Source organism: Teichococcus globiformis (assembly GCF_042646265.1).
Classification (GTDB): Bacteria; Pseudomonadota; Alphaproteobacteria; order Acetobacterales; family Acetobacteraceae; genus Pseudoroseomonas; species Pseudoroseomonas globiformis.
Genome location: NZ_JBHRTN010000007.1, coordinates 87541 through 103176 on the forward strand (window position 1 = coordinate 87541; position 15636 = coordinate 103176).

The window sequence follows — 15636 nt, forward strand, 5'->3', positions numbered from 1 at the left end:
CCGGGCCAGCGCGGACACGGCGGCTTGCCAGCCGGCATTGCTCTCTTCTAATGAGAATGATTATCAATCGCTGAAAGAGACGGACTGGTGAACAAACGCCTGCTGCTTGCCGCCACGCCTTCCCGCCTTGCCTTGCTCACTGGTCTGACGCTCGCCGCATTTCCGGCAGGGGCGCAGGAGCAGCCCTCGGGATCCGCCGGAGCCGCAACGCTGCAATTGCCGATGGTGGATGTGGTGGCCACGGCAGAGCAGCAGCTGAAGCAGGCGCCCGGGGTTTCCATTATCGATCGGCAGGACATCGAGCGGGAGCCGCCGGCCAACGACATCAGCGAGCTCGTCCGCAAGATGCCGGGGGTGAACCTGACCGGCAATTCGTCCTCCGGCCAGTACGGCAACAACCGCCAGATCGACCTGCGCGGCATGGGGCCGGAAAACACGCTGATCCTGATCGACGGCAAGCCCGTTCGCAGCCGAAACTCGACCCGTATGGGGCGCAGCGGCGAGCGCAACACGCGTGGCGATTCCAACTGGGTGCCTGCCAACGCCATCGACCGCATCGAGGTGATCCGTGGCCCGGCCGCGGCACGATACGGCTCGGGCGCGGCGGGCGGTGTGGTCAACATCATCACCAAGCCGCCGACCGACACCTATACCGGTTCTGTATCCGTCTACATGAACCAGCCGGAGGACAAGGATGAAGGCGACACCAAGCGGATCGGCTTCACCCTGGCCGGGCCACTGTGGGAAGCATTCAGCTTCCGCCTGTTCGGCAATTTCGCCAGAACCGACGCCGACAGCCTGAGCCTGAACCAACCCTTCGCCGTTGATGGCGGAGTGCCGCCGGCCGGCCGCGAAGGCGTCGAGAACCGCGACCTCGACGGTCTGCTGCGATGGGACCTGACGCCCAATCAGGCGCTGGAGTTTGAGGCGGGCTACAGTCGCCAGGGCAACATCTATGCCGGTGACCGCGCCGTAAACGAGGAGGGAACGGCGCTGCTGGAGCAACTGGCGAATGAAGGTGCCGAAACGAATGTGCTCGACCGCACCTCCATCGCGCTTACCCATCGGGGTGAATGGGGGGGGACCGAGAGCCGTCTGCTTCTCTACTATGAGGGTACGCAGAACAAACGGTTGAACGAAGGCCTTGCCGGAAGTGGGGAAGGCAGCATCAACACCAACTCTGCGCGCTCCACCTCTGTGCTGAACAATTACGAGATCAATGGCGACATCTCGATCCCGATCGATTTTGTGGTGCCGCAGCGTCTGACGATGGGGGCCGAGTATCTCAAGGAGAATCTCAGCGACCCGTTCTCCGTCACGCAGAGCACGGGCTTGGGTGGCGTGCCTGCCGGGATCGATCAGAACAATCGCAGCGGCAAAGACAACGCCGAAACCTATGCCGCCTTTGTGGAGGACAACGTCTATGTCACCGAGCGGCTGACGGTGACGCCGGGCGTGCGCTTCGACCACCACAGCAAGTATGGCAGCAATGTCAGCCCATCACTGAACGCGGCTTACGAGGTATTCAACGGCTTCTCTGTCAAGGGCGGTATAGCCCAGGCCTACAAGGCGCCTAACCTTTATCAATCAAACCCGAACTATCTTTACTATACGATGGGATTCGGTTGCCCTATCGGCTTTCCGAGCCTCGGCGCCGGCTGCTACGTCCAGGGCAATCCCGACCTCAAGCCGGAAACCAGCCTGAACAAGGAAATCGGCGTCGTCTATGATCAGGCTGGCTGGAATGCGAGCGTCACCTACTTCCACAATGACTACAAGGACAAGATCCAGTCCGGACTGGTTCCCGTCGGACAGACTGCCGCGAACGGACGTGTGTTCCGCTGGGAGAACACGCCGGAAGCGGTTGTTGAAGGTATCGAGGGCAATCTCCTGGTGCCGCTGATGGAGACGCTCTCCTGGAACACCAACCTGACCTACATGATCCAGAGCAAGGACAAGACCACAGGCGAGCCTCTGTCTCTGATCCCGGAATACACGATCAACTCCAGCCTCGACTGGAACGCGACAGAGCAGCTCTTCTTCAGGCTGGGCCTGACCCACTACGGCAAGCAGGAGGCCCGCACGACCAACATCCAGGGTACAGCCGCCACCGGGACCCAGTTGCTGGAGAGGAAGCCGTATTCGGTTGTCGATGTCAGCGCCACCTACGACATCAACGCCAGCACGCGGCTCACCGCCGGCATCAGCAACCTGCTTGACGAGCAACTGCTCCGCCAGGCCGTATCGAACGGCTACGGCGCCAACAGCTACAACGAGCCGGGCCGAGCCTACTTCGTCAGCTTGACGGCCTTCTTCTGATCGCAACGGGCGCGCGGGGCCAGTTCCGCGCTCCACTCCGGACGAGCCTATGACACAGGACTACGTCGAGGGGGTCGCCTACCCCCCGCAGTTTCACCGCGAGATGACGCCGCCCTGGATCGATGCCGTGCTGCGCGGGCTCGGCCGGCAGGGACCAGATTTCGCCCGACCGTTCCGCTGGTGTGAACTGGGCTGCGGCAGCGGCCTGAATGCCTTGATCCTGGCGGCAACCCATCCGCAGGCTGAAGTCGTCGCGGTGGATGCCGACGCCTCGGCCCTGGCTGAGGCACGGATCGCGGCGGACGCGGCGGCATTGCGCAACATCGTCTTCCTGCCGCTGCGCTTTGACCAACTTCGGGCCGGGAGCCTGGGCTTCTTCGACGTGATCGCGACGCATGGCGTGCTGTCGTGGATCGCACCGGCGCAGCGAAGCGCCATGCTCAACCTCATCGGTGCCGCGTTGAGGCCTGGCGGCGTCGCCTACGCCCACTACATGACCCATCCCGGCATGAGCGCCGCCGCCGCAGGGCAGTCGCTCATGCTGCGCTACGCTGCCGGACAGCCGGGTGCGGCACGGCATCGGGCACGCGCGTCCCTCAACATCATGCAGTCCCTGGCCGATGCCGGCGCAGGCTATTTCGCCGCGTACCCGCAGGAGCGGCAAAGGCTGCAATGGGCCGCGCGCCAGGAGGATGCGGCGCTGGCGCATGAGGTGCTGCCGCCGAACTGGCAGCCTTTCCATGTTGCCGAGATGATGGAGGCTTTCGCAGGTTCAGGCTGTGCCTATCTCGGCAGCGCCACGCCGCCCGACAACATCGATGCCGTGTCGCTGCCAGCGGCCACCCGCCCGTTGCTCGCCGGCGTTGAGGACGCCGCGTTGGCAGAGAGCCTCCGCGACATGGCGCGCAACCAGTCCCTGCGACGCGACCTGTATGGCAAGGAGCTTGCCCCGATGTCCGCGGATGCGCATAGGACCGCACTGCACGCGCTCCGGCTGGCTGGCCTGCCCGGAGCGCCCGAGGCCGGGCGGCTGCGCTTCGACTTGCCGCTGGGGCAGGTCGAGGGCGAGGCGGCCCTGTTCGACCCGCTGCTCCGCGCGCTACGCAACCGTCCGCGTCGCCTGGGCGAGATGGAACGTCCCGGCCTGCATCCGGCCATGTTGAACCAGGCGGCGCAAATGCTGATCTGGAGCGAATGCGCACATCCTGTAGCCGCCGCCCCTGCGCCGCCCCAGGCCGCCTGGGCGCTGAACCGCCACCTGGCGACAAGGGGCGGGGCAGGGTGGCTGGCCGCGCCCGCCCTGGGTGGCGCCGTGGCGGCTGATCCGGCAGCGATGCTGGGGGCACGGATCGCGCTGGAGGAGCCGGGCCTGGACGACGTCGCGCTGGTCGAACGCGCCGCTCACCTGCTCGACACGGAACAGTCCGCCTCGCGCGACTTGCTGGCCGACTGGGCGCAGAAGCGGCGCCAGGTCTGGGTTAACTTCGGCGTTCTGCCGGCGGCCTGAAGCCCCTCAGGCGCCGACGATCACCGCGCCACCAAAGGTTTTCTCCACGAACGCCTTCACCGCCGGATCGGAGTAGCCGCGCGCCAGGGTCTGCGCCCAGGGCTTGCTCTCATCGCCACGCCGCGTCACCACCAGCACGGTGTAGGCGCTGTCGGTTCCCTCGACCGCGATGCCATCCTTCAACGGGTTGAGTCCGGCCGGCACGGCGTAGTTGCCGGTGATGGCAGCGGCATCCACGTCGTCCAGCCCACGCGCGATCGACGCGGCCTCCAGCTCCACAATGCGGATGCGCCTCGGGTTGTCGGCGATGTCGGCCACCGTGGCCCGGTAATCGGATCCCGGCGTCAGGCTGAACAGGCCGGCCTTGGCCAGCAGCAGCAGGGCGCGGCCGCCATTGGTCGGGTCGTTCGGAATGGCGACGCGCGCGCCATTCGGCAGGTCGGCGACCGTGCGGTGCTTCTTGCTGAACACGCCCATCACCGTCAGCACCGTCTTGCCCACGGGCACGAAGTCGTAGCCGCGCTGCTGCTTCTGCGCCTCCAGAAAGGGCAGGTGCTGGTAGGTGTTGATGTCGATTTCGCCCGCGGCCAATGCAGCATTGGGCTGGATGAAGTCTGCGAACTCCGTGATGCGAAGGGCGAAATCCTGCTTCGCCAGCACATCGCGCACGGCTTCAAGAACCTGGGCATGCACGCCTGAGGTCACGCCGACCCGCAGCGGCCGATCAGCGCTGCCGATCTGGGCGCCGCTCTGCGCGCGCAGGGTGGCGGGAAGGATCAACATGCCGGCCGTGGCCAGCAGAAGCGAACGACGCTGCATGGTTTCAGCTCCTCAGAAGCCGGGAATGACCGAGCCGGAAAAGGTCTCGGCGACGAAGTTTCTTACCTCGTCATTCTGATAGGCGCGGACGAGCTTTCCCACCCAGGGCTTCTCTTCATCGCCCTGCCGCACAACGATGCGGTTGCTGTATGGGCTGTCCTGCCCCTCGATCGCGATGGCGTCCCGGGTCGGCTGCAAGCCGGCCGTGATGGCGAAGTTGGTGTTGATGGCGGCAGCGTCCACATCATCCAGCGCACGGGGCAGCTGCGCTGCCTCCAGCTCCAGGATGCGCAGGCGCTTCGGGTTCTCGACGATGTCGGCCACGTTGACGCTGACATCGGGGTTGGGTGGAAGTCGGATAGCTCCGGCCTGAGCGAAAAGCAGCAACCCGCGCCCGCCCTGGGTCGGATCATTGGGGATGGCGATGCGTCCCCCATTCGGCAGCGCGTCCACCGACTTCAGGCGCCGGGAATAAATCCCCATGGGAAAGGTCAGGGTCTTGGCGACCGAGACCAGCCTGAGGCGACGGTCGCGGACAGTCTGATCCAGAAAAGGCTGAGTCTGGAAGGAATTGGCATCCAGATCACCTGAATCAAGCGCCATGTTGGGCTGCACATAGTCGCTGAACTCGAAGATGCGGATGATCAGCCCGTCCCGCGCGGCGATGTCACGCACCTTCTCCATGACCTGAGCATGAGGGCCGGCGGTGACTCCTATCCTCAACGGGCGCGCCTCGGTGCCGATCCCCGCCTCCTGGGCCTGGACTGGGCGCCCTGGCAGCAAGAGCGACGGGATCAGGGCCGGCAGCATCAGCGCACCACCGGCCAGCAACAGGGAACGACGATCCGGCATGCCCATTCTCCTCAGAAGGCCGGAACCACGGAGCCCTGGAAGGTCTCCTTCACGAACGCCTTGATCTCTTCGTTCTGGTAGGCGGCGACAAACTGCTTCACCCAGGCCGCGTCCTTGTTGTCGTCATGCACGGCGATCAGGTTGGCATAAGGGCTGTCGGCGCTTTCCAGAGCGATGGCATCGCGCACGGGGTTCAGCCCTGCCGGGATGGCGAAGTTGGTGTTGATGGCGGCGGCATCCACCTCGTCCAGCGTGCGCGGGATCTGCGCTGCCTCCAGCTCGATGATGCGCAGACGCTTCGGGTTCTCCGTAATGTCGGCGACGGTGGCGCGGAAATCGGCGCCCTCGGTCAGCTTGAAGGCACCGTTCTTCGCCAGCAAGGCCAGGGCACGGCCGCCATTGGTCGGGTCGTTCGGAATGGCGACGCGGGCGCCATTCGGGATGTCCGACACGGCCTTCAGCTTCCGCGAATACACTCCCATCGGGAACACCATGGTCTTGCCCACGGCCACGATGCGGAAGCCGCGATCCTTCACCGTCTGGTCCAGGAAAGGCTGGTGCTGGAAGGAGTTGGCGTCGAGATCCTTGGCAGCCAGGGCGGCGTTGGGCGTGATGTAGTCGGTGAAGGGAACGATGCGGATGTACAGCCCGTCGCGGCGGGCGATCTCCACGACCTTTTCCATCACCTGGCTGTGCGGACCGGCAGTGGCGCCAACCCGGATCGGGCGTGCCTCGGAGCCGATGGCGCCCTGCGCCAGGGCAGGCAGGGTGGCGGCGAAGGGAAGGGCGAGGACGCTGCCGAGCAGGACGCGGCGATGGGTGGTCATGAACGATCTCCTTGTCGATGTCGGTTCAGCGGCGGCGGACACGGCGGACCAGCCAGTCGCCCAGTGATTGAAGCCCTTGCACGAAGAGGATGAGCACGATCACGACACTGGCCATCACCTCCGGCATGAAGCGCTGGTAGCCGAAGCGGATGCCGAGATCGCCCAGGCCCCCGCCGCCGACCGCGCCGGCCATGGCCGAATAGCCCATCAGGCTGACCAGGGTGACGGTGACCGCGGCCACCAGCCCGGGCATGGCCTCGGGCACGATCACCTTCCAAAGGATCTGCAAGCGGGTGGAGCCCATGGCGCGCGCCGCCTCCACCACGCCACGGTCGACCTCGCGGAAGGCTGTCTCGAACAGGCGGCTGATAAAGGCGGTGGAGGCCAGGGCCAGCGGCACGATGGCAGCCCCGGTGCCGATGGATGTCCCGGCGACAAGCCGGGTGAAGGGCACGATGGCGACCATCAGGATGATAAAGGGAGTTGAGCGCACGGCATTGATCAGCAGGCCGAGCGGCCGGTTGACGAAGCCGTTCTGCGCCAGTCCGCCACGGTCGGTGGCATGCAGCAGCAGCGCCAACGGCAGCCCGATGATGATGGCAATGGCGGCGGCGCCGGCCACCATGGTCAGCGTCTCAACCGTGGCGTCGAGAAAGAGCTGCTGGAGCGTCGGTGTCATCCACGGGATCATGGCGTCAGTTCCCTTCATCCAGCGGCGTCACGGTCAGCCCCAGCTCGCCGAACCAGGCAATGGCGGCATCGATGCGCCCGGATGGTCCATAGGCCGCCAGCGCCATAAGGCCGAAGGGCTCCTCGCCGATGGCGTCGATGCGGCCGGAAATGATGTCGAGGTCGAGGCCGTAGCGGCGCGAAGCCTCGCTGATCACCGCGCGGGTGCTGTTGGGCCCGGCGAAGAGCACCTGCAGGAGCCGCCGCTCCTCATCCGCGCGGGGCGCCGGCAGGCGGGCGACCGTACCGCGCGGCACGGCATAGCCGATGGTGTCTGCGATGAAGCGGCGCGTGGTCGGGTGACGCGGCCGGGTGAACACGTCGAAGACGCGGCCCTGCTCCACAATGAGCCCGGCCTCCATCACCGCCACGCGGTCGCAGATCTCCTTCACGACCGCCATCTCGTGCGTAATCAGCAGCACGGTCAGGTCGAGCTTCTCGCGCAGGCGCTTGATCAGGCCCAGGATCTCCTGCGTCGTTTCGGGATCGAGCGCGCTGGTGGCCTCGTCGCAGAGCAGGATCTGCGGGCGCGGCGCCAAGGCACGGGCGATCCCGACGCGTTGCTTCTGCCCACCCGAAAGCTGCGCCGGATAAGCCCCAGCCTTCTCGGTCAGCCCGACCAGCGACAGCGCCTCGGCCACGCGCGGCGCACGCTCCGCCGCCGGCACGCCGGCGATTTCCAGCGGGTAGGCGACGTTGTCGGCCACGGTGCGGGAAGAAAGCAGGTTGAAGTGCTGGAACACCATGCCGATGGCCCGGCGCCGCTCGCGCAGCGCCCTGTCCCCCAGCATCAGCATGTCCTGGCCAAGCACCCGCACTTCGCCGCTGTCAGGCCGTTCCAGGAGATTGACGCAGCGGATCAGCGTGGATTTGCCGGCTCCCGAGCGACCAACGATTCCATAGATCTCGCCCGGCGCGACGTCCAGGGAAACGCCGTCCAGCGCCTTGGTGCCGGCGCCGCCGCGGCCGGCGAAGCGGCGGTGTAGGCCCCGCAGACGGATGGCGGAATCGGACGAGGCCGGGTGGTCCCGGTCTTGGGTGGTCTGAGGCATCGGCATTCCAGGATCAGGCGGGACGGGCCAGGATCGGGTGGGCGCATATCATGCGGGCCCCGATCAGTCGGGAAGGCGTACCCGGCACGGGCACGGGGCGAAGATCAGATCCGCGGCATTCGACAGGACATAAACACTCGGCAGATCCCCAACATGGTCGGATGACCCACGAAGCGTTGGGCGGCGAGGTAAGTTGCCCCGATGGTCCGCGGTCCGGCTTCCCGGCGCTTTAGCCCTTGATGTCGCGGCGCAAGCTGCATCCGTCAAATCCCGCGGGAAGCAATTCGCGCTTCCGCGGCGGAGAATGAACAATTCACAATCCGTTCGCAAGACTCCAACCGCTCCGGTGATGCATGCGTCTGGCGCATAGCTCACCACCAGCCTCGCTGATCCCGTGCAAAGCCGCGCCAAACGTTCTACATAGTCCTCACAACCCGCAGTACCGCCACTTGGAGCCCTCCTGGCTCCCGATGAGAGGTGGAGCTGCCCTTGGCGGCCCGGACACCCGGCCCGCCCCACCCTCAAGACTTGGCGGATCATTCGACACATGCCTTTTCCTCAGATGCCCGAGGCGCTGCTGCGCGCCCTCACCGAGCGCGGCTACAACGAGCCCACCTCCGTCCAGGCGGCGGTGCTGGAGCCGGAAACGAGCGGCCAGGATCTTCTGGTTTCCGCTCAGACCGGCTCGGGCAAGACCGTGGCCTTCGGCCTAGCCCTGGCGCCCGAATTGCTGGGGGACGCGGACCGACTGCCGCAAGCCGGGCTGCCGTTAGCACTGGCCATCGCTCCCACCCGTGAACTGGCGCTTCAGGTGAAGGCAGAGCTGACCTGGCTGTACGCCGCTGCTGGCGGGCGCGTGGTGTCCTGTGTCGGTGGCATGGATCCGATGACCGAGCGCCGCGCCCTTGCGGCCGGTGCGCATATTGTGGTCGGCACTCCCGGCCGTTTGCGCGACCATCTGGAACGCGGCAATCTCCGGCCCGACGCGCTGCGCGCCGTGGTGCTGGACGAGGCCGACGAGATGCTGGATCTCGGCTTCCGCGAGGAGCTGGAAGCCATCCTGAATGCCGCGCCGGCCGAACGCCGCACCCTGCTGTTCAGCGCCACCGTGCCGCGCGACATCGAGCGTCTGGCGCAGAGCTTTCAGCGGGACGCGCTGCGCATCGCGGTTAAGGGCGAGGGCGGACAGCACGGTGATATCGAGCATCGTGCCGTGGTTGTCGCGCCGCATGGCATCGAGCGCGCGGTGGTCAACCTGCTGCGCGCTTCGGACAGCCCGCGGGCCATTGTGTTCTGCTCCACCCGCGCCTCAGTAGCGCGGCTGCACGGCAACCTGACCGAGCGCGGCTTCTCCGCCGTCGCCATTTCCGGTGAGCTGACCCAGCCCGAGCGGTCGCGCGCCTTGCAGGCGCTGCGCGACGGGCGCGCCCAGGTCTGCGTCGCCACCGACGTGGCCGCGCGCGGGATCGACCTGCCGGATCTGGGCCTGGTGATCCATGCCGAGCTGCCCAAGGAGCCCGAGGTGATGCTGCATCGCTCGGGCCGTACCGGCCGGGCCGGCCGCAAGGGCGTGTCCGTCCTGGTGGTGCCCGCCAACCGCCGCCGCACGGCCGAGCGGCTGTTGATGGGCGCGCGCGTCCAGGCGGAATGGGGGGCGCCGCCTTCCGCCGAGGTCATCCATGCCCGCGATGCCGAGCGCCTCACAACCCAGGCCACGGCGCTGCTGGAAGAGGAGGCGGAGACCGCCGACCGCGACGTCGCGCGCGAGCTGGCAGCACGCCACAGTGCCGAGGATCTGGCTGCCGTGCTGGTCAAGGTGTTGCGCGCGCCGCTGCCGGCACCCGAGGAGCTGGCGGCGGTGGATGCCGGGCCGCGCCGCGCCGCCAATGGCGAGCGGGGTGCCCCGCCGCATCGTGACGGTCCGGAAGGCGTCTGGTTCCGCATGAATGTAGGCCGCGATGGAAGGGCCGATCCGCGCTGGGTGCTGCCCTTCCTGTGCCGCCGCGGCGAGGTGCGTCGCGAGGAGATCGGCCGCATCCGCATCCTCGGCCGCGAAACGCAGTTCGAGATCGCTCCGGCGGCGGCTGGCCGCTTCGCCGCGGCTTCGCGCCGTCCGGATCAGGATGACCCGCACATCCGGGTCGAGCCGGTGACCGGCGGTGCGGCGAACAGCAACGCGTGGCGCGGCGCGCCTGGTGGGCGCGGCCGCAGGGAGGCTCCACGCAGCCGCACCGCCTGATCGGCACGCCGCGCCCTGCCTGGCCAGGACCTCAGCCTTCAAGACTCTGTGCGACGCGCGGTCGTGCAATGCAGGACCTCCGCGCTGCTGGTAATGCGCTGGCAGGTTTGAAGGTGCGGAAGAGTGGCCGGAAAAAGGGCGGCCCGGTCGGCACAAGCGGAGGGATCGGGCTTGATGCCGTGGGATGAGCAGAACTCGTGGAATGCAATCCACGAGACCTCCATCGATCGGTTGAACATGGCCGCCCCTTTGCTGGGTGCGACGGGGTGGATCGACGAGCTGGCGCAATTGGTGGCGGTGGATACCAGCGCACCGGATGCGCCTGGCTGTGAGCGGTTCACTGCCGTGCTGCAGGATCAGTTCGCCCCGCTGGGGTTCGCGCTGCGCCGTCTGCCGCCCGACGACGGCGTTGCGGGTGAGGGCGGGCCTCGCCCGCAGATGATCGCCGAGCGCCGCACCGGTCGGCCCGTCTGCACCATCCCGTTGCTGATGGACACCGCGGCCCCGGGTGCGCTCTGGAGTCGCCAACCCTTCAGCCTGACGCGGCAGGGTAATCGCTTGTTCGGGTTGGGCACCGTCAGCATGAAGGGTGCCATCACCGCTGTCTGGGCGGCATTGCGGGTCGCGGATGCGGTAGGCCTGCCGCTGCGCTTCGATCCATTGCTGCTGTTCACCACCGACGGGGCCGCGCGCCGCTGGCCCGGTCTGCGCCACCTGGCCGAGCAGCGGGTGGCGGAAGGCCATGTGCTCTGGCTCAACGGTCCCGTGGCACCACGAATCTGGGCCGGCAGCCTCGGCAGCCTGGAACTGGAAATCCGGGTTTCCGATTGCGGTGGCTGTACGCCGGGGCAGAGCCCCGCCTCAGTGGCGAAGCCGATCCTGTCTGCCCTGGCAGGGCTGCAATCCGATCTGCGCCGCCGTTCGTCCCGCCTGCCGGCGGCGCCCGATGATGGTGGCGGTATGCTGCGGCCCAGGCTGTCGGTGGTGTCGGTGCGCGCCAACACCGAACAGGCGGGACCACCCGGCTGCACCTTGTTGATCAACCGCAGCTTCACCGCCGAGGAAGGCTATCCCGCGGCGCTGGACGAGTTGCAGGCGGCGGTGGCGCATGGGGCACGCGAGGTGCCCGGCTGCCAGGTCGAGAGCCACGTGTCACGCCGGTTGGAACCGGTCATCGATCCCGATCGTGGACCAAACTGGCCTCAGTGGCTTCGTGCCTTGAGCTGGGGCTTTGGCTATGCACCGTCCAGCTTCCGGCGTTGGGGCGGGATGGGTGGATCAGCCATCGGCTTCATGCAGCAGGCAGGCGTGCGCGAGATCCTGGCTGGCGGATTGCTCCGGCGGGGCCAGCGCCTTCATGCTCCGGACGAGCACACCACCGTTGAGGATGTCGAGGCGCTTTCGCGCTCGGTCCTTGCCTACCTGGCCGAGGTGCCGCAGATCCCAGACTACAACTAGGGTCGGTCGCCTCAGGCGTGATCCGCCGCTTCATCCCGGGCCGCTAAGCGGCCGGCCAATGCAGCGTATCGGTCGCGGCTGGCGCTGAGGTGAAGGCGCATCGCATTCCGCGCCGCTTCGGCCTCGCCCTGCGCGATGGCGCCGGTGATGCGGGCATGTTCGTCCCGCACGCGGCGCAAGTAGGCGGTGCGCGCCTCCGGTTCCTCCAGCTGCGGCCGCACCGTCTGGCGCGGGATGAGCATGGGGCCCAGGAACTCCAGGAAACGCGGAAAGAAGCTGTTGCCGGTGGCGGCGAAGATGGCCCGGTGCAGTTCCAGGTCCTGGGTCACGGCGGCCTCGCCCGCTTCCACTGCGGCATCGAAGGCCGCTGCCGCCGCCAGCACCCTTTCCAGAGCCTCCGGATCACGCCGCGCCGCAGCCAAGCCGGCCGCTTCGGTCTCCAGCGCGATGCGCAGCTCGATGACCTGCAGCACATCCTTCAGGGACCGCATCTCGGCAGGGTCGATGCGGACTTGGCCACGCAGCGCGGGATCGGCGACGAAGGCGCCGACGCCTTGTCGCGTCAGCACCAGGCCCTCCGCTCTCAGCGCGGCCACAGCCTCACGCACCACCGTTCGGGACACGCCGGCTTGGCGCATCAGCGCCTGTTCCGTGGGCAGGCGGTCACCCGCCTTGAGCCGCCCCGCGCGGATTTCGGCTGCCAAACGGCGCACCAGTTCGGCCGTCAGGTTGGCTGGAGGGGCAAGCGGCGACAATTCGATGCCGGGCGCCACTGCCGAGCTGCGTCCATCCATGCGCTGTTTCCTCCCGCGCCCGATGCGCCATGCCATCAGGTTATCGGATGAGGTATGCGGGCACGTGGTCCGTCGTCAAGCGGCCCATCGGTTCAGCTGGGCAGTTCGCCCGTGGGATGGGCAAGCCCATCCTGTTCCGTCAGGCGACGCAATTCGGGCAGGGTCTGCTGCAGGACCGCCAGCGCCGCCTCCAGAGCCGTCGCGCTTTCCCCCTCCGCGATGGCGGTCTGGAGCCGGTCCAGCGCCTGGGACAGCAAGGGTGCCCCAAAAGTCCGGGCAACGCCCTGCAGGCGGTGCGTCGCCGCACGCAGCGGCTCGGCCTGAGGCGCGGCGACCAGCGCGGCCAGCGCATCCGCGCCCCGCTCCATTTCGTGGATAAACTCCCGGATCACTGCCGGGGCGGCCGGCCCCAGATCGGTCCGCAGGGCTGCCAGTGCGGCGATGTCCACCAGAGGCGGGCCGTCGGCAGGTGCCGCGTCGCCTCGCTCCAACGGCATCGCCGGAACCACCGCAGCCAGGTTCCGGGGCGCGAAATGGGCCACCAGCCGCAGCAGCGTGTCTCGGTCCAGTGGCTTGGCCAGATGCGCGTCCATGCCGACGGCGCGGCAGGCCTCCACCTGCTCCGGCATCACCGAGGCCGTCACGGCGATCACCGGCACACGGCCATGTGGCTCGGACAGGGCGCGGATGTGCCGTGTCGCTTCGAGCCCGTCCATGACCGGCATCTGCAGATCCATCAGGATCAGGTCGAACTCCGTCTGGCTGGCGGCCCGCAAGGCGGCCAGTCCGTCCTCGACGCAGGTGACGTGATGTCCGGCGCTGGTCAGCATGGCTCGCGCCACCAGGCGGTTGGCAGGAACGTCATCAGCCACCAGCACCCGCAGCGGCACGCCCGCCGGCGCCGATGCGGCCGCCGCGTTCTGCCCTGGCATGATGTCCGGCGCCACCAGGGTGACTGCGGGCAGAGGCAGCTCCACCCAGAACAACGCACCCTGTCCTGGCGTGCTTTCGCAACCAATCTGTCCCCCCATCAGAGCGGCGAGCTGGGCGGCAATGGAAAGGCCAAGCCCGGTGCCGAACGCCATCTCCTCGCTGGCGGCACCGGGGGTCGCTAGCTGCACGAAGTCGCGGAACAGAAGGTGCCGTTGTTCGGCTGGCACACCGGGACCACTGTCCTGGACCTCGACACGGAGCCCCGCCCCGTCGCTGGCCGCGTTGGAGGAGGGCGCAGCGCGAAGCCAGACCCTGCCGCCCGCCGGGGTAAACTTCACCGCGTTGGACAGCAGGTTCAGCAACAGCTGCCGCAACCGTGTCGGATCGGCCAGAACCGCCTCGGGCGTGCCGGGCGCAATGTCGAGGGTGAAGCGCTGCGCCTTGCGCTGGATCTCCGGCGCCATCAGCGCCGCGGCCCGTTCCAGCATCGGCCGCAGCACGGTAGCAGCCGGTCGCAACTCCAGCCGCCCGGCCGCGATCTTGGACAGGTCAAGCAGCCCGTTCACCAGCTCCAGCAGATGCTGCGCCGCCTCCTGCAGGATGCGCAGCTGCTCGCGCTGGTCGGAAGCCAGGCGGGGATCATTGGACAAGACCTGCGCGAAGCCCAGGATGCCGTTCAGCGGTGTACGCAGTTCGTGGCTCATGCGCGCCAGGAACTGGCTCTTGGCCTCGGCCGCAGCGGCGGCAGCGTCGCGGGCCTCCGCCAGCTCCTGCATGGCGCGCTTCATCTCGGTAATGTCGGTACGGATACCGACGGTGCCTCCGCCGGGGGTGGCCCGCTCCGTCACCAAGACCCAGCGGCCATCGGGCAGCAACCGCTCCATGGGAGGGCTGTCGCCGCGGTGCCAGCGGTGCATCTCCGCCAGAAACGCGTCGAGATCTGTGCCGGCCTGCGGATACTGCCCGCGCAGAAAGCCTTCGCGCATGATGTCGTTGAAGTGCGCGCCCGGCTGGATGAAGGGGGCGCTGACCCGGTAGAAATCCTTGTAGCGCGCGTTGCAGGCCACCAGGCGACCTTCGGCGTCCCACATGACAAAGCCGTCGGTCATGGAGTCGAGCGCGTTCTCCAGCATGGCCCGCCAGCGGTTGCGTTCGGTTTCCACGCGCTCGCGCTGGCGCAGCGCCAGGATCAGTGCCGCTGCCAGAGCCGCGACGAGCAAAGCGAAGCCAGCCGAAATCCCCAGCGCGCGGACCCGCTCCTGCTGCCAGCCGGCCAAGGCCGGCTCAAGGCCCAGCGCGGCGGAGACGGTCATCGACGGGTACAACAGCGGGCGCTGGGCGGCGATAATGGTGGAACCATCGAGCCGGCTGCGTTCTTCTCGCGCGGTTCCGCCGCTTTCCGCCAAGCGCTGCGCGGCGGTAGGCGAAAGGCGGGAACCGATGCGGGTCTCGTCATGCGGAAGGCTGGCCAGCAGCGTGCCATCCTCGCGCTCCAGGGAGATTCGCATGCCGGTGGCCTCGCCGCTGGCCGCCGAGAGCTGCGTGCTGAGCACCGGCACCGGCATCTCCGCCACTGCCAGCAACTCGCCAAAGCCGGGCAGGGTGACGCCGCGTGCAATGTAGAGGGACCATTCGCCGGTTGACGGATTGCGGAACGGGCCGCCGATCAGCACCGCCCCTGTGCGCGGCGCCCCGGGAAAGAATGACTGGCTGATGGCGGGCGGGAGCGGACGGCGGCGCGACACTGAGAGCCCGGTGGCGACCGGCATTCCGTCCTTGCCGACCAGCAACACGTCGCGGAAGGCGAAATTCTGGTTGTTCAGCTCCCGCAAGACCCGATTCAGCTGCAGGGGGGTGAGGTCGTTCGTCTCGGCCAGGGGAGCCAGCAGCGCCGGCAGGCCCGCCAGCATCGCGTCCACCTGCACGAAGCTGCGGTTCAGCGAGGCCTCAACCGCGCGGGACACGCGGCTGACGGTTTCCGACGCTGTGGCCCAGGCCGCCTCCCGGGCACGCCCCACCAGAAGCGAGGTGGCCAGCCATTGAACAAGAAGCAGCGCGGCCGCGGCCAGCAGGATGGCTATGCGAAGTCGGCGGAAATTCTGCATGG

Annotated in this window: 11 protein-coding genes; 4 read left to right on the forward strand and 7 right to left on the reverse strand. The window is 67.7% G+C overall.

Annotation, left to right across the window (positions count from 1 at the left end; translation table 11 throughout):
• The first annotated feature begins 87 nt into the window (after positions 1-87).
• Together ACFOD4_RS05665 and ACFOD4_RS05670 are read left to right on the forward strand one after the other, a co-directional pair.
• Positions 88-2319 carry a TonB-dependent siderophore receptor gene (locus tag ACFOD4_RS05665; RefSeq protein WP_379594966.1) on the forward strand — a complete coding sequence of 744 codons (2232 nt, stop codon included), beginning with the start codon at positions 88-90 and terminating at the stop codon, positions 2317-2319.
• Between the two features lie 49 nt (positions 2320-2368).
• The gene (locus tag ACFOD4_RS05670; RefSeq protein ID WP_379594967.1) at positions 2369-3826 is read left to right on the forward strand and encodes a class I SAM-dependent methyltransferase; all 1458 of its coding nucleotides are present in this window, start codon (positions 2369-2371) and stop codon (positions 3824-3826) included.
• Positions 3827-3832: 6 nt separating this feature from the next.
• Here the strand turns inward: ACFOD4_RS05670 and ACFOD4_RS05675 are convergent, their stop codons facing one another.
• Genes ACFOD4_RS05675 through ACFOD4_RS05695 form a run of 5 tightly spaced genes read right to left on the reverse strand, consistent with a single transcriptional unit; the run spans position 3833 to position 8105 of the window.
• A complete protein-coding gene (locus tag ACFOD4_RS05675; protein WP_379594968.1) occupies positions 3833-4645 on the reverse strand; it encodes a MetQ/NlpA family ABC transporter substrate-binding protein in 813 nt (270 codons plus the stop codon).
• A 12-nt stretch (positions 4646-4657) separates the two neighbouring features.
• Complete coding sequence (locus ACFOD4_RS05680; RefSeq protein WP_379594969.1) at positions 4658-5497, reverse strand: MetQ/NlpA family ABC transporter substrate-binding protein; 840 nt, start codon at positions 5495-5497, stop codon at positions 4658-4660.
• Between the two features lie 11 nt (positions 5498-5508).
• Positions 5509-6324, reverse strand: a complete 816-nt coding sequence (locus tag ACFOD4_RS05685) for a MetQ/NlpA family ABC transporter substrate-binding protein (protein WP_379594970.1) — start codon at positions 6322-6324, stop codon at positions 5509-5511.
• Positions 6325-6349: 25 nt separating this feature from the next.
• A complete protein-coding gene (locus ACFOD4_RS05690; RefSeq protein ID WP_379594971.1) occupies positions 6350-7003 on the reverse strand; it encodes a methionine ABC transporter permease in 654 nt (217 codons plus the stop codon).
• Positions 7004-7019: 16 nt separating this feature from the next.
• Positions 7020-8105, reverse strand: a complete 1086-nt coding sequence (locus ACFOD4_RS05695; protein ID WP_379594972.1) for a methionine ABC transporter ATP-binding protein — start codon at positions 8103-8105, stop codon at positions 7020-7022.
• 547 nt (positions 8106-8652) lie between these two features.
• Here ACFOD4_RS05695 and ACFOD4_RS05700 point away from each other — a divergent pair.
• Both ACFOD4_RS05700 and ACFOD4_RS05705 read left to right on the forward strand, forming a co-directional pair.
• Positions 8653-10344, forward strand: coding sequence for a DEAD/DEAH box helicase (locus ACFOD4_RS05700; RefSeq protein ID WP_379594973.1), 1692 nt, complete (start codon positions 8653-8655; stop codon positions 10342-10344).
• 174 nt (positions 10345-10518) lie between these two features.
• Positions 10519-11802, forward strand: coding sequence for a M20/M25/M40 family metallo-hydrolase (locus ACFOD4_RS05705; protein WP_379594974.1), 1284 nt, complete (start codon positions 10519-10521; stop codon positions 11800-11802).
• 11 nt (positions 11803-11813) lie between these two features.
• Here ACFOD4_RS05705 and ACFOD4_RS05710 read toward each other — a convergent pair whose 3' ends face one another.
• Positions 11814-12596, reverse strand: a complete 783-nt coding sequence (locus ACFOD4_RS05710; protein ID WP_379594975.1) for a FadR/GntR family transcriptional regulator — start codon at positions 12594-12596, stop codon at positions 11814-11816.
• A 92-nt stretch (positions 12597-12688) separates the two neighbouring features.
• Positions 12689-15634 carry an ATP-binding protein gene (locus ACFOD4_RS05715; protein WP_379594976.1) on the reverse strand — a complete coding sequence of 982 codons (2946 nt, stop codon included), beginning with the start codon at positions 15632-15634 and terminating at the stop codon, positions 12689-12691.
• Positions 15635-15636 lie beyond the last annotated feature (2 nt).

Bases quoted from the DNA above. Each gene is read 5' to 3' on its own strand.
- ACFOD4_RS05675 (WP_379594968.1), bottom strand. From the start codon at position 4,645: ATGCAGCGTCGTTCGCTTCTGCTGGCCACGGCCGGCATGTTGATCCTT.
- ACFOD4_RS05705 (WP_379594974.1), top strand. From the start codon at position 10,519: ATGCCGTGGGATGAGCAGAACTCGTGGAATGCAATCCACGAGACCTCC.
- ACFOD4_RS05670 (WP_379594967.1), top strand. From the start codon at position 2,369: ATGACACAGGACTACGTCGAGGGGGTCGCCTACCCCCCGCAGTTTCAC.
- ACFOD4_RS05710 (WP_379594975.1), bottom strand. From the start codon at position 12,596: ATGGATGGACGCAGCTCGGCAGTGGCGCCCGGCATCGAATTGTCGCCG.
- ACFOD4_RS05700 (WP_379594973.1), top strand. From the start codon at position 8,653: ATGCCTTTTCCTCAGATGCCCGAGGCGCTGCTGCGCGCCCTCACCGAG.
- ACFOD4_RS05685 (WP_379594970.1), bottom strand. From the start codon at position 6,324: ATGACCACCCATCGCCGCGTCCTGCTCGGCAGCGTCCTCGCCCTTCCC.
- ACFOD4_RS05680 (WP_379594969.1), bottom strand. From the start codon at position 5,497: ATGCCGGATCGTCGTTCCCTGTTGCTGGCCGGTGGTGCGCTGATGCTG.
- ACFOD4_RS05695 (WP_379594972.1), bottom strand. From the start codon at position 8,105: ATGCCTCAGACCACCCAAGACCGGGACCACCCGGCCTCGTCCGATTCC.
- ACFOD4_RS05715 (WP_379594976.1), bottom strand. From the start codon at position 15,634: ATGCAGAATTTCCGCCGACTTCGCATAGCCATCCTGCTGGCCGCGGCC.
- ACFOD4_RS05690 (WP_379594971.1), bottom strand. From the start codon at position 7,003: ATGACACCGACGCTCCAGCAGCTCTTTCTCGACGCCACGGTTGAGACG.